We start from the raw sequence: 20080 nt of genomic DNA, 5'->3' as shown, positions 1-20080 counted from the left end.
TTATAAAGACAGCATTTCTCTCATTTTTTCTTTTGCTTGCCAATCACTCTTCTTTCAACCTTTTTAACCCAAATCGGACGTTAGACCAGTCGGACGTATCAGACAAGTCCGACTGGTCTAATGGCCGTTTTGGGTTTAATGACGATATGCGGTGGTAATTTATAGAACCAGCCTTATAACAATACCATCGAAGGCTTTCATTCCTTCGATGGCTATAACATATAATACTTAGTTAAGAACTTATGCGCCGTGGAACAGATACTCTGCTTGAATATCCTTTGTCAGTTCGGTAAAGAGCTGTTCTTGCAAGCGGTCAGCAAGTTCTAATGCCTTGGTCAGGATATTGTCTGAGAATGCTTGCAACATATCCTTTGCGTGCAAGGGTTGTGTCTTGTATATGCGCAAATATTCTTCCTCCATTTCACGCTGACGCTGGTCGGTTTCAGCTTCAAACTTGAGGTAAGCCTCCTTAATAATAGGTGCATACTTGTTGTAGTTTACCATTCCGAGGGTCATCACCTTGCGGAACTTCCAATAAGCCGAGTCTACACTTGCCACGTTTGTTCCCTTGGTATAGGCTTCAGGATAAGAGGTAATACCTTGATACAATGGGAGGAAGAGTCCTAAGTCTGCCATACCCATAGCTACATAGTTGACACAGCCAATAGCTTGTGGCAATTCGGGACGAACCTGAAGAATGTGGGTCTGCGTGGTACGGAAAATAGATACAGGGCGATACACTTCCTTAGGATTGCTGTGCAAATATGGGTCGTGGTCGGTATTGTCGTAGTGAAAGCGGAAAGCCTTGCGCATATCGGTAATGCTTATAGGTTGTTCTGCCTTTGCATACACAGGGAAGGTGTTCTTGGTTACATCGTTCTTGATGCTTGGCGAGAACATTCCTTGCAAGCCCCACACACGTGGATAATTGTAAGTGGTATCAAGCTTGATGTCGCGTGCATACACTTCGTGGAAATCGAACTCACCCTTCTTAGGGTCGTACAATCCGTTCTTTTCTGCAAACTCTAAGAGGTCGGCAGATGCCATATAGTTTTCTGTATCCAATGGGTTGTACTTACGGAAGCGGCTCTGATTGCCCGTTACAAAGTATTGGTCTTTAGGCATCTTGCAAGCCAACCAACGATGTCCGCAGGCTGTTTCCAAATACCATATTTCCTTATTGTCCACAAAACCGATACCAAAGCCTTCGGCTATACCGTGCTTTTCGATGAGCATACCCAATCGTTCTACACCTTCGCGTGCGGTTTTGACGTAAGGCAACACCACATTGAACACAGCATTTTCGGCAATACCCGTCTCTACCAATGGGTCGAAGGTCAACACGGCATCATTGCTGAAAATGCTTTCCGTAGCACTCATACCCACACCAGCAGTGTTGAAGCCTGCACTACCCCAATGGTTAGGCAGACAGTATGGAGCTAATGCGCTATAACCAAGAGCCTCAGCAGGCAGTTCGCAGCGGAATGGGCTGTCTTTGGCTACATATTCGGTAGCTCCGTTCTTTGTGTCTTCGTAAATTTCGTAGTTCTTTGCTTCCATAGCGTCCCAGTCTTCAGAGCGTGCCACGAGCATTGAGCCGTCGGCTGTCATATCCTGACCAACAATTATTGTTGTACACTCTGATGGGAGATTGCTTACTATTGCTTTATTTTTCTTCATATCTTTAGATTTTGTTATTAAATATTTCTTCTCGCAAATATAAGGATAATATCTGAGAAAGAAGATGAAAAAACGAATATTAATATACAAATTACCTATTTTTAGGTAGTCTTTTCACACATTTCTATTCATCGCACAACAGCATATCGGGGGAGGTGTAGGGTACAGAAATCTATTTTAGCGGTTTCACTTAAAAATGTTTCAGAAGTAGCATTTTAACATTTGAAATCTACAAATAGAAGTCTAAAAAAGTGGGAAACAAGGGGTATTCGTGCCAAAGTTCAACTTTGGAATTGTCAAACATATATGTTTTAGAGGGTCAAAGTTCAACTTTGAGGGTGCTAAAGTTCAACTTTGACAACGTGTTTTTAGGTCTAAGATGGGTAAAAATTGCACGATTTAATACGTAAAACGTTCCAAAACACCTCAAAAACATTATTAAAAGACGGAGCAAACAAGCAGGCATACGAACTAAAACGTTATATATCAAATACTTACATTTACCCTCTCATATATCATTCATACGCCATCAACTTCTCGTTCGTTCATTTTAATCGCCTTAATTCGTCTGTGTTTTAACATTTCAAGCATCAATCGTAAACAAGTGTTAATATCTTTCACATTACCTCATCCTATCGTCTATCTTTTACATTTTATAAGCTTCATTCCTACTCAAAATTCAATCTCCATCAAATAATAAATAGCTGAAAATATGGCAGTTTATTCTTTTTTTATTAATTTTGCACCAACCTAATAAACTCATATTATGATTTATGAATATGACTTCCTTGTTATTGGAGCTGGCGTGGCAGGTATGGCGTACGCACTCAAGGTAGCCAATAGCGGGAAAGGAAAAGTAGCACTGATATGCAAAACCACGCTCGACGAAGCCAATACGGCTAAGGCGCAAGGGGGTATAGCTGCTGTTACTAACTTTGAGAAAGATACTTTTGACAAGCATATCAAAGATACTATTGTTGCTGGCGACTACATCTCCGACCCTGATGTGGTGAGATTTGTGGTAGAAAATGCGCCCGAAGCTATCAAAGACTTGGTAGATTGGGGGGTAAACTTTCAAAAGAATGGCAATGGTGTGTACGACTTGCATCGTGAAGGAGGGCATAGCGAGTTTCGCATCTTGCATCACGCTGACGATACGGGTGCCGAAATTCAACGTGCTTTGATTGAAGCCGTAAGCCATCACGCTAATATTACTGTACTCGAAAATCATTTCGCAGTAGAGATTATCACCCAACATCACCTTGGTATGCAGGTAACTCGACGCACGGCAGACATAGAATGTTATGGGGCATACGTACTCAATCCTCGTACCCAAAAGGTGGACACGTTTCTCAGCAAGGTTACACTGATGGCAACAGGAGGTACAGGGGCGGTTTACGCTACTACATCTAATCCCAACATAGCCACAGGCGATGGCATCGCAATGGTGTATCGTGCCAAAGGTACGGTTGAGAATATGGAGTTTGTACAGTTTCACCCTACAGTGCTTTACAATCCTGCCGAAACCCACCCTGCTTTCCTTATCACAGAGGCTATGCGTGGGTATGGGGGCATCTTACGTCTTCCTACAGGCGAAGCGTTTATGCACAAGTATGACGAACGTTTGTCGCTTGCCCCTCGCGACATTGTGGCTCGTGCCATCGACCACGAAATGAAGATCAACGGTCTTTCGCACGTTTGCCTCGATGTAACGCATAAAGATGCCGCAGAAACCAAACGCCATTTCCCTAACATTTATGAGAAATGCAAACAAATAGGTATCGACATCACCAAAGACTTTATCCCCGTGTGTCCGAGTGCGCATTATATGTGTGGTGGGATTAAGGTGGATTTACACGGAGAGAGTTCTATTCATAGGCTTTACGCTGTGGGCGAATGTGCTTGTACTGGGCTTCACGGTGGCAACCGATTGGCAAGCAATTCGCTTATCGAGGCTGTAGTGTATGCCAAAGCGGCTGCACAACATTCCTTGGAGATGATAGACCAATATGCCATTAACCGAACTTTGCCCGAATGGAACGACGAGGGTACAATGACCAACGAGGAAAAAGTGCTTATCACACACAGTGCAAAAGAGGTGGGCGAGGTGATGAGCAACTATGTAGGAATTGTACGCAGCAACCTCCGATTGCGACGTGCGTGGAGCAGACTCGACTTGCTTTACGAGGAAACAGAACAGCTCTTTAAGAGTGTGAAAGCTACACGCAACATCTGCGAACTTAGAAATATGATAAACGTGGGGTATCTTATCACTCGACAAGCCATAGAGCGCAAAGAGAGTAGAGGCCTTCATTACACCGTAGACTATATAAAACACGCTAACGAACGTAAATAAACATTATGGAAACGATTGACAAAAAATGGAAAGAACAGGGATATATTGATCAACCTGTGGACAAAAACATAGACCTGAAAACCGAAATCAGAAGAATGTGTAAAGAAAAGAATGCTGTCCTTATGGCACATTATTACACCGTTGGCGACGTACAAGACGTGGCTGATTTCGTGGGCGATAGTCTCGCATTGGCACAAAAAGCAGCGCAGACAGATGCAGACATCATCGTGATGTGTGGGGTGCATTTTATGGGCGAAACCAATAAAATACTTTGTCCCGAAAAAACTATTCTTATCCCTGACACCAATGCTTCGTGCTCGTTGGCAGAAAGTTGTCCTGCTGATAAGTTTGCCGAGTTTGTCAAAGCGCACCCAGGTCATACGGTCATAAGCTATGTCAACACCTCTGCGGCTACAAAGGCTGTAACCGATGTTGTGGTAACAAGCAGCAATGCGAAGCTGATTGTGGGTTCGTTCCCTCAAGATACGCCAATGATATTTGGACCTGATAAAAACCTCGGAGGATATATCAACAAGATTACGGGCAGAAATATGATTCTTTGGGACGGAGCTTGCCACGTTCATTCTCGCTTCTCGGTATCGGGTATCCTCAAGCTCAAAGCCGAACACCCTAATGCTAAAGTATTGGCTCACCCAGAGTGTAAAGACGAAGTGTTGAGCATTGCAGACAAAGTAGGTAGCACGGCTGCGCTCTTAAAGTTTTGCCTTGACGACGAAGCACACGAGTTTATTGTCGCAACAGAGAGTGGTATTCTTTACGAAATGGAGAAAGGTGCGCCGCAAAAGACCTTCATTCCTGCTCCCGAAGAGGGCAAATGTGGGTGCAATGAGTGTGAGTATATGAAGCTAATCACGCTCGAAAAGGTGTACAACTGCTTAAAATACGAGTTCCCAACTATAGAGGTGGACGAAGAAATAGCAAAGAAAGCTGTTCGTCCAATCAATAGAATGCTGGAAATATCAAAACAAATGGGATTGTAAAATTGAAAGAACAATGATTTCAGTAAACGAATTAAATAGCAAACTCATCGACCTCGCATTCAGCGAAGATATAGGCGATGGCGACCATACAACGCTCTGTTGTATTCCAAAAGATGCAATGGGCGAAAGCAAACTGCTCATTAAAGAAGAAGGAATCTTTGCTGGTGTAGAGATTGCCAAGGAGATATTCCACCGCTTCGACCCTGAGTTGGAGGTAGAAACTTACGTGAAAGATGGTGATAAGGTGCGACCTGGCGACATCGTAATGAGTGTAAAGGGTAGAGAACAGAGCTTGTTGCAAACCGAAAGACTGATGCTTAACGTGTTGCAGCGAATGAGTGGAATTGCCACAATGGCACATAAATACCAACAAACACTTATCGATGCAGGCACAAAGACCCGCATTTTGGACACTCGCAAAACCACCCCTGGAATGAGAATGTTGGAAAAAGAAGCGGTAAAGATAGGTGGTGGAATGAACCATCGTATAGGTTTGTTTGATATGATACTGCTCAAAGACAACCACATAGACTTCTGTGGAGGCATACACAATGCTATTTCAAGGGCTAAAAAGTATTGCAAAGACAACGGAAAAGACTTAAAGATAGAGTGTGAGGTACGCAATTTTAAGGAGTTGGACGAGGCTTTACAAGAGGGTTGCGACCGCATTATGTTCGACAATTTCACACCCGAAGACACGGCAAAGGCTGTAAAAATAGTTGCAGGACGTTGCGAAACAGAGTCGAGCGGTGGCATTACATTCGATACAATGTTGCCCTACGCAAAGGCAGGGGTCGACTTCATCTCTTTCGGAGCACTCACGCACAGCGCAAAAGGATTGGATATGAGCTTCAAAGCAGCTGGTAGTGACAAGTTGAAAATATAATATCTCACATGTTTGCAATGGGTTAAACACAAGCAATACACATAGCAATAACAAACAGAACATATAGCAATAACAAGTAATACGCATAGCAATAACAAGCAGAAAGCATTGCAATAAAATGTGAATAACCATTTTTAACCCCAAGAAGTTGGGTAGTTCGGAAATAAGGGCTACCTTTGCATAAGATATAGCAATACATTTGCACGTGTAGGGGCTCGATTTATCGAGTTCCTCATACTGAAAGATAGATATTTGGAACTCGAGAACGTACTGATGAGCTTCGAATAAATCGAGCCCCTACATATTAGGATTTGCCTTCGTTGGCAATACCTTTGCAATAAATATAGATAAAGAAAAAGGGAATGGAATTCTGACACGATGATGTTAGAATTCTATCTTTTTATATCTCATTCGAAAACTTAAAAACAATAAATACAGAACAATTATGTCTTATATGTCACAAGAGGGCTACGACAAGCTCGTGGCTGAACTACAACATTTAGAGTCAGTAGAACGTCCAAAGGCTTCAGCAGCTATTGCAGAGGCTGCAGATAAGGGCGACTTGAGCGAAAACTCAGAGTATGATGCTGCAAAAGAAGCGCAGGCACACTTGGAAGCAAAGATAAGCGAAATGAAGCTTACCATTGCTCAAGCTAAAATTGTAGACTTGTCACGATTGAGTGATGAGGCTGTGCAGATTATGTCGACAGTGGAAATGACCAATGTGAGCAATAACACAAAAATGAAATATACCATCGTCAGCGAGACAGAAGCAAACCTTAAACAAGGAAAGATTTCTATCAAAACGCCTATTGCACAAGGTTTGTTGAACAAAAAGGTGGGCGATGTAGTTGAGATTGAAATACCTCGTGGAAAGATTAAATTAAGAGTTGATAAGATAACTATCGACCTATAAAAGATAAGGAGAACCAAGGCTATGACAATATTTTCGAAGATTGCAGCTGGAGAAATACCAAGCTATAAGTGTGCCGAAAACGACAAGTTTTACGCATTCTTAGACATCAACCCTGTAGGTAAGGCGCACACACTCGTTATCCCAAGAAAGGAAGTAGACTATATTTTCGATATGGAAGATGAGGATTTAGCCGAGTTCCAACTGTTTGCAAAGAAAGTGGCACAAGCTATTAAGAGCGAATTTCCTTGCAAAAAGGTGGCACAAATAGTACTCGGACTTGAAGTACCTCACGCTCATATTCATCTTATTCCGATGAATAGCGAGGCTGATGTTAACTTCAGAAAACATATTGAAGTAGCTCCAGAAGAACAAAAGGAGATAGCAGCACGCATCTTAGCAACCTTCCAAAAACTTGGATAATACATCCTAACGCATACAAGTGAGGAGTTTTCTTTTCATCTGTATTATTTTATTGAACACCGAAGCGAAAGTCTCACACCGAGAACTTTCGCTTCATCTTTTTATATCCCTACTATTGAAAGGCATTACACCTTATCAATGCCATACTTTAGTTGCACCTCGTTCACGTACTTGCGAATGGTTGACGACGAATTATCTTTCTTACAAATTACTAAAACCCCATCGTTTTCAGCCACAATAAAACCTTCAAGTCCTTCAATAATAGCAAGTTTGCCCTTTGGAAGTTTTACGATATTATTTTTAGCGTTATCGATAAAGACTTCAGAATCTATAATCACATTATCGTCTACACTACGAGCTTTGGCCTCATAGATGCCGTGCCACGTGCCAAGGTCTGCCCAACCAAAGTTGCCTTTCATAACATACACATTTTCCGACTTCTCGAATATGCCAAAATCAATCGACATATTGGGGTAAGAAATATAGTTTTGCTTCACATAATCGTTCTCCGCAGCTATGCTATATGCGGTCAAATCTTGTTCGAAATTGCGCAATACCACAGGCAAGAAATTGCACGATGACTGTATCAAATAGTCAACATTAGACAGATAAAGCCCTGTATTCCACAGCCATTCGCCACTCTCTACAAACATCTCTGCAAACGTTCTGTCGGGTTTCTCCGTGAATGCTCTCACCTGACGAATGTTTTCATAGTCCGACACATCGCCTTCCTGAATATATCCATAAGCTTGTTCGGGGCGTGTAGGCTGAATACCAAATGTAAGAAGTGCATCGTGATTTGCCACAAAGCGCAATCCTATCTGCATATCTTCCTCAAAAGCATCTATCTTTGTAATGCTTTGGTCGGAAGGGGTAACAATAATGTTTGCTTTAGGGTTAATTTTGCTAATGCGATAAGCCGCCCAAGCCACACAAGGGGCAGTGTTTCTATGGATAGGTTCTACAAGCAAGTTATCCTCACACACATCAGGTAGCTGCTCACGCACCAATTCTAAATATTGTTTGCTTGAAGTAACAAAAATATTCTCTTTAGGAATAAATTGCAAAAACCTATCATAAGTTTGTTGCAACTGCGTGTGTCCCTCGCTAAAGAAGTCTAAAAACTGCTTAGGGTATTCCTCACGACTTACAGGCCACAAACGTTTCCCCTTTCCTCCTGCCAATATCACACAATAGTTGTTTGCTGTATTTGTCATTATAGAGTTTTTAAGTATAGATTTAGAGCGGGGTTTAATACCTTCCGCCTATATGTTTTATTCAATGATGATGCCAACGAACGCACGCCTTAAATGTAGGGGCGTGAGTTATTACGTTCCACACTACAATTTTCAGTATTCGGAACTCGATAAATCGAGCCCCTACACCTTGCTAAGTGCAGCTAAGCTTATGTAAAGTTATTATTTTAATTTTAGACCAACAAACATTTATAAAAGAAGTAACAATTTTTTGCAAATTCTTTCACAACACATACACTTTTTTATGCCACATTTCACGCTTTCCATCACCAGCTATCTATGCGTATCGCTAAGAACATATTGTTCTATTCTTCCCCACTCCATCTCTGAAAAACAAAACATCAATCTATTGAGAGCAAAACATATATGTTTGAGGTGGTCAAAGTTGAACTTTGGGAGGGTAAAACATATATGTTTCACACTGCAAAACATATATGTTTTAGAACGGGAAAATAACCGCTTGACTATCAACAGATTACCAATCCATTTTCCAAGATATATTCTTTTCTTTGCATTGTCCTATTTTTCCACAGTCAAACATTCGCTTCCGTTCTTTTGTAGCTATACGTTGCGCCGCTCTTGCCAAACGTTCCATTACCAAATAATGAAATTTGCCTAACCACAGCTACATTGATAAAAAACACAATATCCCCCCACCTCATCAGCCCCCTTTATATATAAATAGGTGAAACATTGAAAAAAGCAATGGAAAAATAAGAATAAAAAACTATCAACCCACACGATATGAATAAAAAAGTTGGCATATTATAGGTGAATTATCATTTTTTTTGTATATCTTTGTGTTACGATACAATTGTAGGGCTTATTTCAAGAATGGCATACAATTTTTATTAAAGACAATAAAAGTGGTAGTGAAACAGCTACAAGATTTGTCTAATTATTTTAAGAAAAGAAAAGAATGAACGATTTTAGAAAATTTGCAACCAAGCATTTAGGTATCAATGGTATGGTGCTCGACGATGTAGTGAGCGCACAAAATCAATACCTTAACCCGTACATTTTGGAAGAACGCCAACTCAATGTAACCCAAATGGACGTATTCTCACGCCTTATGATGGATCGCATCATCTTCCTTGGCACACAGATTGACGACTATACAGCCAATACATTGCAGGCACAATTGCTCTATCTCGACTCGGTTGACCCAGGTAAGGATATTTCTATCTATATCAATTCGCCTGGTGGAAGCGTTACAGCTGGTTTGGGCATCTATGATACAATGCAGTTCATCTCAAGCGATGTGGCTACTATCTGTACAGGTATGGCAGCATCGATGGGTGCAGTGTTGCTTGTAGCAGGTCAGGAAGGCAAGCGTTCGGCCCTCCCTCACAGCCGTGTTATGATACATCAGCCATTGGGAGGTGTGCAAGGCCAAGCTTCGGACATCGAAATCGAAGCGAAAGAGATAATGAAATTCAAGAAAGAATTGTACACTATCATTAGCAATCACTCTCACCAAGACTACGAAAAGGTGTGGAACGATAGCGACCGTAACTACTGGATGACAGCCGAAGAGGCAAAAGAGTACGGCATGATAGACCAAGTATTAACACGTAAGCAGTAAAAGAATGCCTCAAAACAAATGTAGTTTCTGCGGTAGAAACGAAAACGAAGTGAGTCTGCTTATCACAGGCTTGAATGGGTACATCTGCGAAGATTGTGCCCAACAGGCTTATAACATCGTGATGGAGTCGGGCGTATTAGGTTCGACAAAGGGCAAGAAGTCTAAGAAGGTTGCGGATATTGATATGAAGTCGGTTCCAAAACCTACGGAGATTAAGGCCTTTCTCGATGAATACATCATTGGACAAGACGAAGCCAAACGCTTCCTCGCTGTATCGGTGTACAACCATTACAAGCGTTTGCAACAAGCAGACACCAACGATGGCGTGGAAATAGAGAAGAGCAACATCATTATGGTGGGCTCTACAGGTACGGGCAAAACGCTTTTGGCTCGCACTATTGCAAAGATGCTCAACGTTCCCTTTACCATTGTCGATGCAACGGTACTTACCGAGGCTGGATATGTGGGCGAAGACGTAGAGAGTATTCTATCTCGACTACTTCAAGTGGCTGACTACAACCTTGAAGCGGCAGAACGTGGCATTGTGTTTATAGACGAAATAGACAAAGTGGCACGCAAGAGCGACAACCCAAGCATCACACGTGATGTGAGCGGAGAAGGCGTTCAGCAAGGTTTGCTCAAACTTTTAGAGGGAACTATCGTCAATGTTCCACCAAAGGGAGGTCGCAAGCACCCCGACCAAGACTATATTCACGTAGACACACGCAATATTCTTTTTATCTGCGGTGGTGCATTCGATGGTATCGAACGCAAGATAGCACAGCGACTCAACACCCACGTGGTAGGCTACAACTCTGTACAGAATGTGGCAAAAATCGACAAGAGCGACCTTATGAAATATGTACTTCCACAGGATTTACGTTCATTTGGTCTTATTCCTGAAATCATAGGCCGATTGCCAGTGCTCACCTATCTCAACCCATTGGATCGTGCTGCATTGCGAAGAATATTGGTTGAACCTAAAAACTCTATCATCAAACAATACATCAAACTTTTCGATATGGACGGCATTGCGCTAACCTTTACAGAGGAAGCATTGGACAGTATTGTGGACAAGGCTGTGGAATACAAGCTCGGTGCTCGTGGTTTGCGTTCTATCGTTGAAGCCGTGATGATGGATACAATGTTCGATATGCCTTCAACAAGGAAAAAGAAGTTTGAAGTAACTGCCAACTATGTGCACCAACAATTGGACAAAGCACATCTACAAAAGTTAGAAACGGCATAAATATATTCCCATCTGTTGCCCTCCGCAGGCATACCCACGGAGGGCAATAGATAATAAGCAAAGACTATACAAAGACTGTATATACGCACTATTAACATGACAGAAACGGTTAATCTCACAGACAAACTGAAACATTATTTCGGCTTTGACAAGTTCAAAGGCGAACAAGAAGCCATCATTAAGAATCTTTTGAATGGTAACGACACATTTGTACTTATGCCAACGGGCGGAGGGAAAAGCCTTTGCTACCAACTTCCATCACTCATAATGGAGGGAACAGCTATCGTAATTTCACCGCTCATCGCATTGATGAAGAACCAAGTGGACGTTATCAATGGGCTTAGCGAGGAAGATGGTGTAGCCCACTACCTTAATTCATCGCTCAAAAAGACTGAGATTGACCACGTCAAAAAGGATATACAATGTGGTAAGACAAAGCTACTCTACGTTGCTCCCGAGTCACTGAACAAGGAAGAGAGCATAGAGTTTTTCAAATCGGCCAACGTAAGTTTCTATGCCATAGACGAAGCACACTGTATTTCGGAATGGGGACACGACTTCCGACCCGAATACCGTAAAATAAGACAGGCGATAGAACAAATTGGCAAAGCCCCAATCATAGCTTTGACTGCCACAGCAACCGACAAAGTGCGTACAGACATTATAAAGAGCTTGGGCATAGAGGCGTGCAAAGAGTTTAAAAGTTCGTTCAACCGCCCTAATCTCTACTACGAAGTACGCCCAAAGAAGAACGAAGACGATACCAACAAGCAGATTATTAAGTTCATAAAGCACCATCAAGGCAAGAGTGGCATTATCTATTGTCTGTCAAGAAAGAAGGTAGAAGAGCTTGCAGCCGTACTAAGAGCCAACGAAATTAAAGCCGCAGCCTATCACGCTGGGTTGGACTCGGAGACAAGATCGAAAACACAGGACGACTTCCTTATGGAAGAGATTGACGTCATTGTAGCTACAATCGCTTTCGGTATGGGTATCGACAAGCCAGATGTACGCTTTGTTATTCATTACGACATACCCAAGAGCCTCGAAGGTTATTATCAGGAAACTGGGCGTGCAGGTCGTGATGGCGAAGAAGGCATCTGCTTGGTGTTCTACTCGAAGAAAGACCTTCAGAAGTTGGAAAAGTTTATGGAAGGAAAGTCGGTAGCAGAACAAGACATAGGTAGACAGCTGTTGCAAGAAACTGAGGTCTATGCCGAGTCATCGGTCTGCCGTCGCAAGCTCTTGTTGCATTATTTTGGCGAAGAATATCCAAAGGAGAATTGCGAAATGTGTGACAACTGTCGCCACCCAAAGACCAAAGTGGAGGCTACCAATCAACTTCTGATAGTGCTACAAGCGGTAAAGGCTCTTAACGAGAAGTTCAAACAAGAGTATGTGATCGACTTTGTAAAGGGTAGAGGCACAGACGACATAAAGGATCACAAGCACGATGAGCTGGAAGAGTTTGGTGCAGGCGAAGACGAAAATCCAAAGTTGTGGAACCCAACCATACGCCAAGCCCTCTTAGACGGCTATCTAAAGAAGGACGTAGAGAACTATGGACTGCTCAAACTCACAGCTGCTGGCAAGAAATTCATCAAAAATCCATCAACTTTTATGATTGTTATGGACACCGAATTTAAAGCCGAAGACGATGACGAAGAGATGTTGAGCACATCGTCGGTACTCGACCCAGAGCTCTTCTCTATGTTGAAAGACCTTAGAAAGAAGATAGCACACAAGCAGAACATTGCAGCGTGGGTTATCTTCCAAGACCCTTCGTTAGAGCAGATGGCTACAATGTACCCCATCAACGAGCAAGAATTGCAAAACATACAAGGTGTGGGAGCAGGCAAGGCGAAGCGTTATGGCGAGGAATTTTGCAAACTCATCAAGCGTTATTGTGAAGATAAGGACATAGAACGCCCCGAAGAATTGCGCGTAAGAACCGTAGCCAAGAAGTCTATGCAGAAGGTGAAAATCATTCAAGGCATAGACCGTCAGTTGCCATTAGACGATATTGCGGCTGCAGAAGGTTTAGACTTTGGCGACCTACTCTCGAAGATTGAAGAAATAGTGTACAGCGGAACAAAGCTCAACATCGACTATTTCCTCGAAGATGTGTACGATGACGACAAGATTGACGACATCTACGACTACTTTATGAATAGCGAAACCGACAGCATAGATGCAGCTTTAGACGAATTGGAGGATGAATATACAGAAGAAGAAATTCGACTTGTTCGCATCAAATTTGTATCCGAAATGGCCAACTAATAGCAGCATAAAAGATCAAGAATAGACATACACGTCAGCCAATGTGTATGTGTGTTTTTCAAAAACACACCTTATATAATATAGACAACCAAGATATGGAGACAAGAAAGCTCTTACTCATCATCGACCCACAGGTAGACTTCATCAGCGGCACATTGCCTGTACCCAATGCAGAAGAAGCAATGACAGCCTTAGCCGACTATGTGGCAAACCATCAAAACACCTATCAACAGATAGTAGCCACAACCGATTGGCACCCTTACAACCATCTTTCGTTCAAAGACAATGGCGGAATATGGCCAACCCATTGTGTGCAAAACGCTATTGGCGCAGCCCTTCACCCTCTTCTACTCGTGGCTTGCAACACCAACACAGCACCATTCACTGTACTAAGAAAGGGAAACGATGCAACGAAAGAGGAATACTCAATCCTCGCTAACGAACAGTCAGCAGCCCTACTCCATAATATCATAACCGAGAACAGCATCAACGAAATTCATCTCTGTGGCTTAGCAGGCGACATCTGTGTGCTCAATACCCTCAAAGACTTAATTTCGAAATACGACAAAAAGATGTTTAAAGTGCTCACCGCCTATGCTCCATCGCTCGATGATGGTACACAATTGCGCCAATATCTTGAAAACGAGGAGATAACTTACGAGTAAACGCACAGAAAACTATAACGGGATGTAGCGCAGTTGGTAGCGCACTACGTTCGGGACGTAGGGGTCGGGCGTTCGAATCGTCTCATCCCGACAAAGCAGACCATAAGCATATATTGTGTTATGGTCTGCTTTTTTGTATTCAACCGTTAAACCCATCTTAACAAATAGTTCGAATGAATACAAATACACAAACAAGGCGAAAAAACATAAGAATAAAAGAAAAAAGACTATTTCTTCAAAAAAGAATAGAAAAACTTGCACATTTAAGAATAGATGATTAATTTAGCTACATAAAAAACACCGAAAGGTTGGATTACTATGATGCAATTGGCAAGAAATATAGTATTAAGGCTAATTACAAAAAAGCTTTAGGTAAGTTTATATAGACAGAAGTATTGTTTTTAGTAATGAGCAGATGAGCGAGAGCTTATCTGCTTTTTTCGTATCATAACAATATGTTCTATTCTTCCACTATCCACATATCGAAAAACAAGACTTAAACCTTGACTACACCAAACATATATGTTTGGCAGTGTCAAAGTTGAACTTTGGGAGGCTAAGACATATATGTTTTACCTTCCCAAACATATATGTTTCACAACACAAATATAAATACCTGTAAATCAACACATTAAAAGAGCCCATCAGAACACTTTATCACTCACTTCGCATTGTTCTATTCTTCCCCACTGCCCCTTATATCCCTATCCGCTTTAGGCATTTCGTTTACACCTTATTATATAGGTTGGTTCTATAAATTACCACCGCATATAGTCATTAAATTTTTATGAAATACGTTTTGTTATCTTTTGGCTTCTTTTTATATAAAATAGGTTGCGCCTCAACAATTCAAACAAGTTTGATTGCATTCGGCTTGCTCCGTTTTTGGTTCAAAATGTAAGCTCAAAATCTAACAAAGCTAATTTATAGAACCAGCCTATAGAAATAGTGATTAGCGTAAGCTGAAGCTGTCCAAACCAAAGATAAAGCATAAATATAAGAAAATAAGGCATAAAAGGTAAAAAATATGTTATTATTAAAAAAAAGTAAACTATACTTTAAGACCATAAAAAATAAAAAATAGACATTACAAAAATCTCCTTTCGCTTATCAGACTACGGAAAATCAACAAGTTCTACAATTTATTTCAAATTATTTGGCATATCTTTTAGGATTTTCAAAAACATTTTCCTATATTTGCCCACACAATTTCATCAACTCATCAAGATAAAGTATTAACATACTATTTATAATTGTTAACAAAAATCAAATGACATGAAAAGATTCATCAATTTTTATGCCTGTATGATTGCCACATGTATTGCTATGCCTGCATCTGCACAGAAGCAGCAAAGCGGATATATGTTACGCAAACAAGAAATTCAAAATCGAGTTTCCCAACACAAGGCTGAATGCTATGTCGACTATTCGTTGTTCGACAAAATGATTCCTAAAACAAAAGATTTAACTTCACCATTCAAACAGGTTATGACATCGTATGGTGCACCTGCTTATCCCAAATCGACCATACTAACAGCTCGCCCAGCAGAGCTATGGGGAACATATATAAACGATATATATGGCAATTTGGTTTCGTTTGCACCTGCTGCCCCCATCTCGTTTAACCTATTAAAGGAGTTGGGCTATCAGGTTGCGTTCAATGGTGGTAGCGCACTCATTGGCGAAAAACTCTATGGTATGAGTGCTAAAACAATGGCTGGAATAAAGATGAAAGACCTTTACATCATCGACACCAACACGTGGACAGCAGAGAAAGAAGATGGTACTCCTATTTACACAAACAAGCTTTTGGCCACAGAAACAGCCAAAGACCCTACATCTAATAAGGTGTTCGGACAGTTCTTCACAGAAGATATGAAGGGCTTAGAATGGGGTTTCATCGACTACACCACCCTTACACGTACAGCCATTAAGGCTTCGTCACATCGCTACGTTGCACTTGGTTATGCCAAAGGAAATGTAGTATATGGTGTAGCTACAGACGGCAACCTTTACAAGGTGAACCCTGACAATGGCGAGGAAACACTCGTGGGTGCAACGGGTGTAAAGGTGGCTAAAGCAACGGGCGAATACTATGAACAAAGTGGTGAAATAGACCCTGTTTCAGGCGTATTCTATTGGGCGACTACTGATGCGAATGAGGCATCAAAGCTCTATACCGTTAACCTTGAAACAGGTGTGGCTACCGAAATAAGCCAACTTTCGAACGCTATTACAGGTATGGCTATTCCTGGCGCAGCTGCACCCGATGGCGCACCAAGTCAGGTTACCAATGTGGCGTACAACTTCGTAAACGAGTCGTTGACAGGTAAAATTAGCTTCACCGCACCAAGCACTACTTATAGCGGAGATAAATTAGCTACCGATAAACCACTCAAGTACACCATATATGCTAACGGCAAAAAGGTAGCAGAAGGCAAAGTATTGCCAGGTGCTGTTGCAGAAGCAAACGTTACAGTATCTGAAAACGGTATGACAACCTTCAAGATTGTTACCTCAAACGAGGTGGGCGAGGGCGTAAAGTTTACTGAAAATCATTGGATTGGTTTCGATAAGTTGGCTGAACCAAGCAACCTCCTCCTCACCAAAGACAATGCTGGTCACGTAAAACTTACATGGACAGCTCCTACAAAAGGAGAGAACGGAGGCTACATCGGCACCATTACTTATAATGTATTTAGAGTCAAGAATGAAAACGAAGAGGCTGTAAGTATGGGGCAGAGTGGTCTCAGCTTTGAAGAAACATTAGAAGTAAGCGAGTATAGCCAATACCAATATGTCGTTGAGGCTGTAAATGGCAATTTCATTGGCAACTACGCACTATCTGAAAGCTTCTTCTTTGGTAAAGCATACGAGCCTAACTATGTAGAAACTTTCGATACCGAAAATAATGCAGCTCCATTTGCAAAAATCAATAAGATAGCCAACGGATATAACATTTGGGAATGGGATGCCGATAGACAACGTATGAAGTGCGCAAGCCTTACTGGCAGAAGCGATAGCTGGCTTATATCTCCTCCTATCCATCTCACAGCAGGCTACACCTATTTTATAAAGTATGATGTTACAGTTCCTGCAGGTACAGAGGAAAAACTTGAAGTGAAATGGGGTAAAGATGTAAATAGTGACGACGAAAAGCTCACCAACCAATTGCTTCCTGTTACAACTTATAAGGAGAAAAGCAATACTACAAAGACCTACGAACAGGAAATTACAGTAGGTCCTGATGGTAACTATAGCTTTGGTTTCCACGCACTTTCGGCTTTAGGTTCTTACTATGTAGCGGTTGATAACTTCAAGGTAGAACTCGGTCCATTGCCTACCGCACCTAACGTAGTTACCAACTTGAAGGCTGAAGCAGAACCAAGCGGACTCGACCAAGCTATCATTTCGTTCAATGCTCCTTCAGTCAATCGTAAGGGAGAGCCTATTACTCAGCTCGATAGCATTGTAGTAATGAGTGGCGAACGTCGTGTAGGCAAATTAGAAAAACCAGAAGTGGGCAAGGCATATACCGTAACCGACCTCGCAGCAGAGCACGGAAACAATAGCTATACCATCGTAGCTTACAACCAAAATGGTATCGGGCAAAGAGCATCTGTTAAGGTAAACGTGGGACAAGATAAGCCTGGCAAGATTAAAGACATCACGGCTATCGATGAAATTCCTTCACTCAAGCTCACTTGGAAAGCACCAGAAGCAGCTAATGGAGGTATTCTGAACCCTGCAGGTATTGAATATCAAGTTTACAATGTATCGCTTACAGAAGGACTTACCGACGAAATTGGTACTACTGCTAAGGGCGTTACCGAGTTTGTAATACCTGACTTCAAGACCAACGAAGGTCCACAAGATATTAAGTATTGGGCAGTTATCCCACGCAACGCATCGGGCAGTGCTGAATACGCTATCAAGGCTGTATTGGTAGGAAAACCATACCAAATGCCTTATACACGCAGTTTCCCTAATGGAACACAGGGCGACCAGTTCCTCGCAAGTATTGCTAAATCTGGACAAGATGCATGGGTATTATCTAAACTTGACGCCTCTGATGGTGATGGAGGTTGTGTTCGCTTCAACCCTACACAAGACGGAGCTGCTGACATCCTTATGTTAGGCAAGATTTCGCTCCGTGGTGCAGTGAAGCCACAGCTCATTTTCGACTACAAGTGCACACCTAAGGCAAATCGTAAACTCATCGTTATGGCAACTCCAACTAATGGAAAACCTGTTGCACTCTTCAAGAAAGACTTCGCAACAAGTACCGAAGACGAAGGTTGGCACAGAGCTACAGTAGCCATCGACCCATCTCTTACAGAGTGTGGATACATCGACCTCAAACTTATGGCTGTAGCAGGAAAACCTGTTGGCAACGAAGCTGCCATCGGTGTTGACAACATTCACTTCATCGACCCACTTGCTATAGATGCCCAAGTGGAACTGAACGCACCTGAAACAGCACAAAAGGGACACAAAGTAACCGTCAATGCAAAGGTTACCAATATGGGTAAACAGGATTTGGACGCAAATACCATTGTGAAAGTTTATATGAATGGTAACGAAATAGGCCAAAAGAAACTGACCAAAAAGTTGACAACAACCGACTTTGAAATCGTTCCTGTAACCTATCAAACCTCATTGCAAGACAACGCTACTACACTCAATGTGAAGGCAGAAGTTGTTGCTCCAAACGATGTAGATAAGCGCAACGACATTGCAGAAGCAGCAATTGCGTTCAACAAGACCGATATGCCTAAACCTGAAAATGTACGTGCAACAGGCAACAACACACCTGTAGTAGGATTGACTTGGAACGCACCTACAATAGAAACTCCAACAGTGATGGAAGACTTTGAGTCTTACACGCCTTGGGACACCAAGATGGGCGATTGGACACTTATAGATAGAGACCACGGATTGGCATTGTCTCCAGACCCAAAGCCTGATAATTTTGATTTCCCACAACGTGGTGCAGAGTTTGCATTTACCGTGTGTCAACCTGCCGATTACCCAGACAATTCAATGGGTAAGGCTATCTATCCACACTCAGGCAACAAGTATGCAACAGCTGTCTACCAAGCTATTGTAGAACCAGGCAAGAAACCTAAACTTGCTAATGCAGACAACTGGATGATTAGTCCTATACTTCCTGGCAAGGCTCAGACCGTTACAATGTGGGTGAAATGCTTATTAGGCCAAAGCAAAAAGGGAAATCTCATCGGTAAAGAATCGTTTGATATGCTTTATTCTACCGAGAGCAACCCTTTAAAAATCCGTAAGTTCGTTAAGATTGGCGATACCTATGTTATAGACAAGAGCGGTTGGCAAGAAGTGAAGTTTGAAGTTCCTGAAGGTGCTCGCTACTTCGCTATCCATCATAACACCACTGCAATGCAAACTTGGATGTTTATGATTGACGACATCCACTTTGTCAAGGGTAATCTTCCATATTGTTACAACATCTATCGCGATGGTATCTTTATCGGCACAACCAAGACCTTAGACTATACCGATGGTAAGCCTGGAGCAGACGGCAACCACAAGTATAGCGTGGCAGCAGTCTATGCAGACGGTTCAGTTTCTGACCCTGTAGACGTAGAAGTTGTAACCGACATCATCGCTATCGAAGCTTTGAACGCTGACAAGTTCAATGTTTACACACTTGACGGTGTACAAGTACTCAAAGATGCTACAAGCCTTAAAAACTTGAAGCGTGGCGTTTACATTGTGAACGGAAAGAAAGTAATGATTAATAATTAAATCGT

The 20080-nt window shown here is 42.0% G+C and carries 12 protein-coding genes and 1 tRNA gene; 11 read left to right on the top strand and 2 right to left on the bottom strand.

Features of this window, described 5'->3' with window-relative positions:
* Window positions 1–240 precede the first annotated feature (240 nt).
* On the bottom strand, window positions 241–1680 hold the full coding sequence (locus CZ367_RS01555) for a C69 family dipeptidase (RefSeq protein ID WP_077195416.1): 1440 nt from the start codon (window positions 1678–1680) through the stop codon (window positions 241–243).
* Between the two features lie 766 nt (window positions 1681–2446).
* Between CZ367_RS01555 and nadB the strand changes: the two genes are divergently transcribed.
* The 5 genes from nadB to CZ367_RS01530 all read left to right on the top strand — a co-directional run bounded on the left by nadB (window position 2447) and on the right by CZ367_RS01530 (window position 7259).
* Entirely contained in the window at window positions 2447–4036 is a 1590-nt protein-coding gene (gene nadB / locus CZ367_RS01550; RefSeq protein ID WP_077195415.1) for an L-aspartate oxidase, read from the top strand.
* 5 nt (window positions 4037–4041) lie between these two features.
* Window positions 4042–5037: a quinolinate synthase NadA gene (gene nadA / locus CZ367_RS01545; RefSeq protein ID WP_077195414.1), complete on the top strand. Its 996-nt coding sequence runs from the start codon at window positions 4042–4044 to the stop codon at window positions 5035–5037.
* Between the two features lie 13 nt (window positions 5038–5050).
* A complete protein-coding gene (gene nadC / locus CZ367_RS01540; protein WP_077195413.1) occupies window positions 5051–5923 on the top strand; it encodes a carboxylating nicotinate-nucleotide diphosphorylase in 873 nt (290 codons plus the stop codon).
* 445 nt (window positions 5924–6368) lie between these two features.
* Window positions 6369–6839 carry a transcription elongation factor GreA gene (gene greA / locus CZ367_RS01535; protein ID WP_077195412.1) on the top strand — a complete coding sequence of 157 codons (471 nt, stop codon included), beginning with the start codon at window positions 6369–6371 and terminating at the stop codon, window positions 6837–6839.
* A gap of 21 nt (window positions 6840–6860) precedes the next feature.
* The gene (locus tag CZ367_RS01530) at window positions 6861–7259 is read left to right on the top strand and encodes an HIT family protein (RefSeq protein WP_077195411.1); all 399 of its coding nucleotides are present in this window, start codon (window positions 6861–6863) and stop codon (window positions 7257–7259) included.
* 125 nt (window positions 7260–7384) lie between these two features.
* Here the strand turns inward: CZ367_RS01530 and CZ367_RS01525 are convergent, their stop codons facing one another.
* Entirely contained in the window at window positions 7385–8476 is a 1092-nt protein-coding gene (locus CZ367_RS01525) for a mannose-1-phosphate guanylyltransferase (RefSeq protein WP_077195410.1), read from the bottom strand.
* A gap of 958 nt (window positions 8477–9434) precedes the next feature.
* On the opposite strand from CZ367_RS01525, the gene clpP reads away from it, so the two are divergent.
* The 6 genes from clpP (at window position 9435) to CZ367_RS01495 (ending at window position 20075) form a co-directional block, all read left to right on the top strand.
* Window positions 9435–10100, top strand: coding sequence for an ATP-dependent Clp endopeptidase proteolytic subunit ClpP (gene clpP, locus CZ367_RS01520; RefSeq protein ID WP_077195409.1), 666 nt, complete (start codon window positions 9435–9437; stop codon window positions 10098–10100).
* Between the two features lie 4 nt (window positions 10101–10104).
* A complete protein-coding gene (gene clpX, locus CZ367_RS01515; protein ID WP_077195408.1) occupies window positions 10105–11349 on the top strand; it encodes an ATP-dependent Clp protease ATP-binding subunit ClpX in 1245 nt (414 codons plus the stop codon).
* A 96-nt stretch (window positions 11350–11445) separates the two neighbouring features.
* A complete protein-coding gene (recQ, locus tag CZ367_RS01510) occupies window positions 11446–13629 on the top strand; it encodes a DNA helicase RecQ (RefSeq protein ID WP_077195407.1) in 2184 nt (727 codons plus the stop codon).
* Between the two features lie 95 nt (window positions 13630–13724).
* Entirely contained in the window at window positions 13725–14294 is a 570-nt protein-coding gene (locus CZ367_RS01505; RefSeq protein ID WP_077195406.1) for an isochorismatase family protein, read from the top strand.
* A gap of 18 nt (window positions 14295–14312) precedes the next feature.
* Window positions 14313–14385: transfer RNA gene (locus CZ367_RS01500), tRNA-Pro, on the top strand.
* 1184 nt (window positions 14386–15569) lie between these two features.
* Window positions 15570–20075, top strand: a complete 4506-nt coding sequence (locus CZ367_RS01495; RefSeq protein ID WP_077195405.1) for a choice-of-anchor J domain-containing protein — start codon at window positions 15570–15572, stop codon at window positions 20073–20075.
* Window positions 20076–20080: the final 5 nt, after the last annotated feature.

Source organism: Prevotella ihumii (genome assembly GCF_900155655.1).
Lineage (GTDB): Bacteria > Bacteroidota > Bacteroidia > Bacteroidales > Bacteroidaceae > Prevotella > Prevotella ihumii.
The sequence above is the reverse complement of the archived record's forward strand: the minus strand, read 5'-3'. Positions and strand labels throughout refer to the sequence as shown.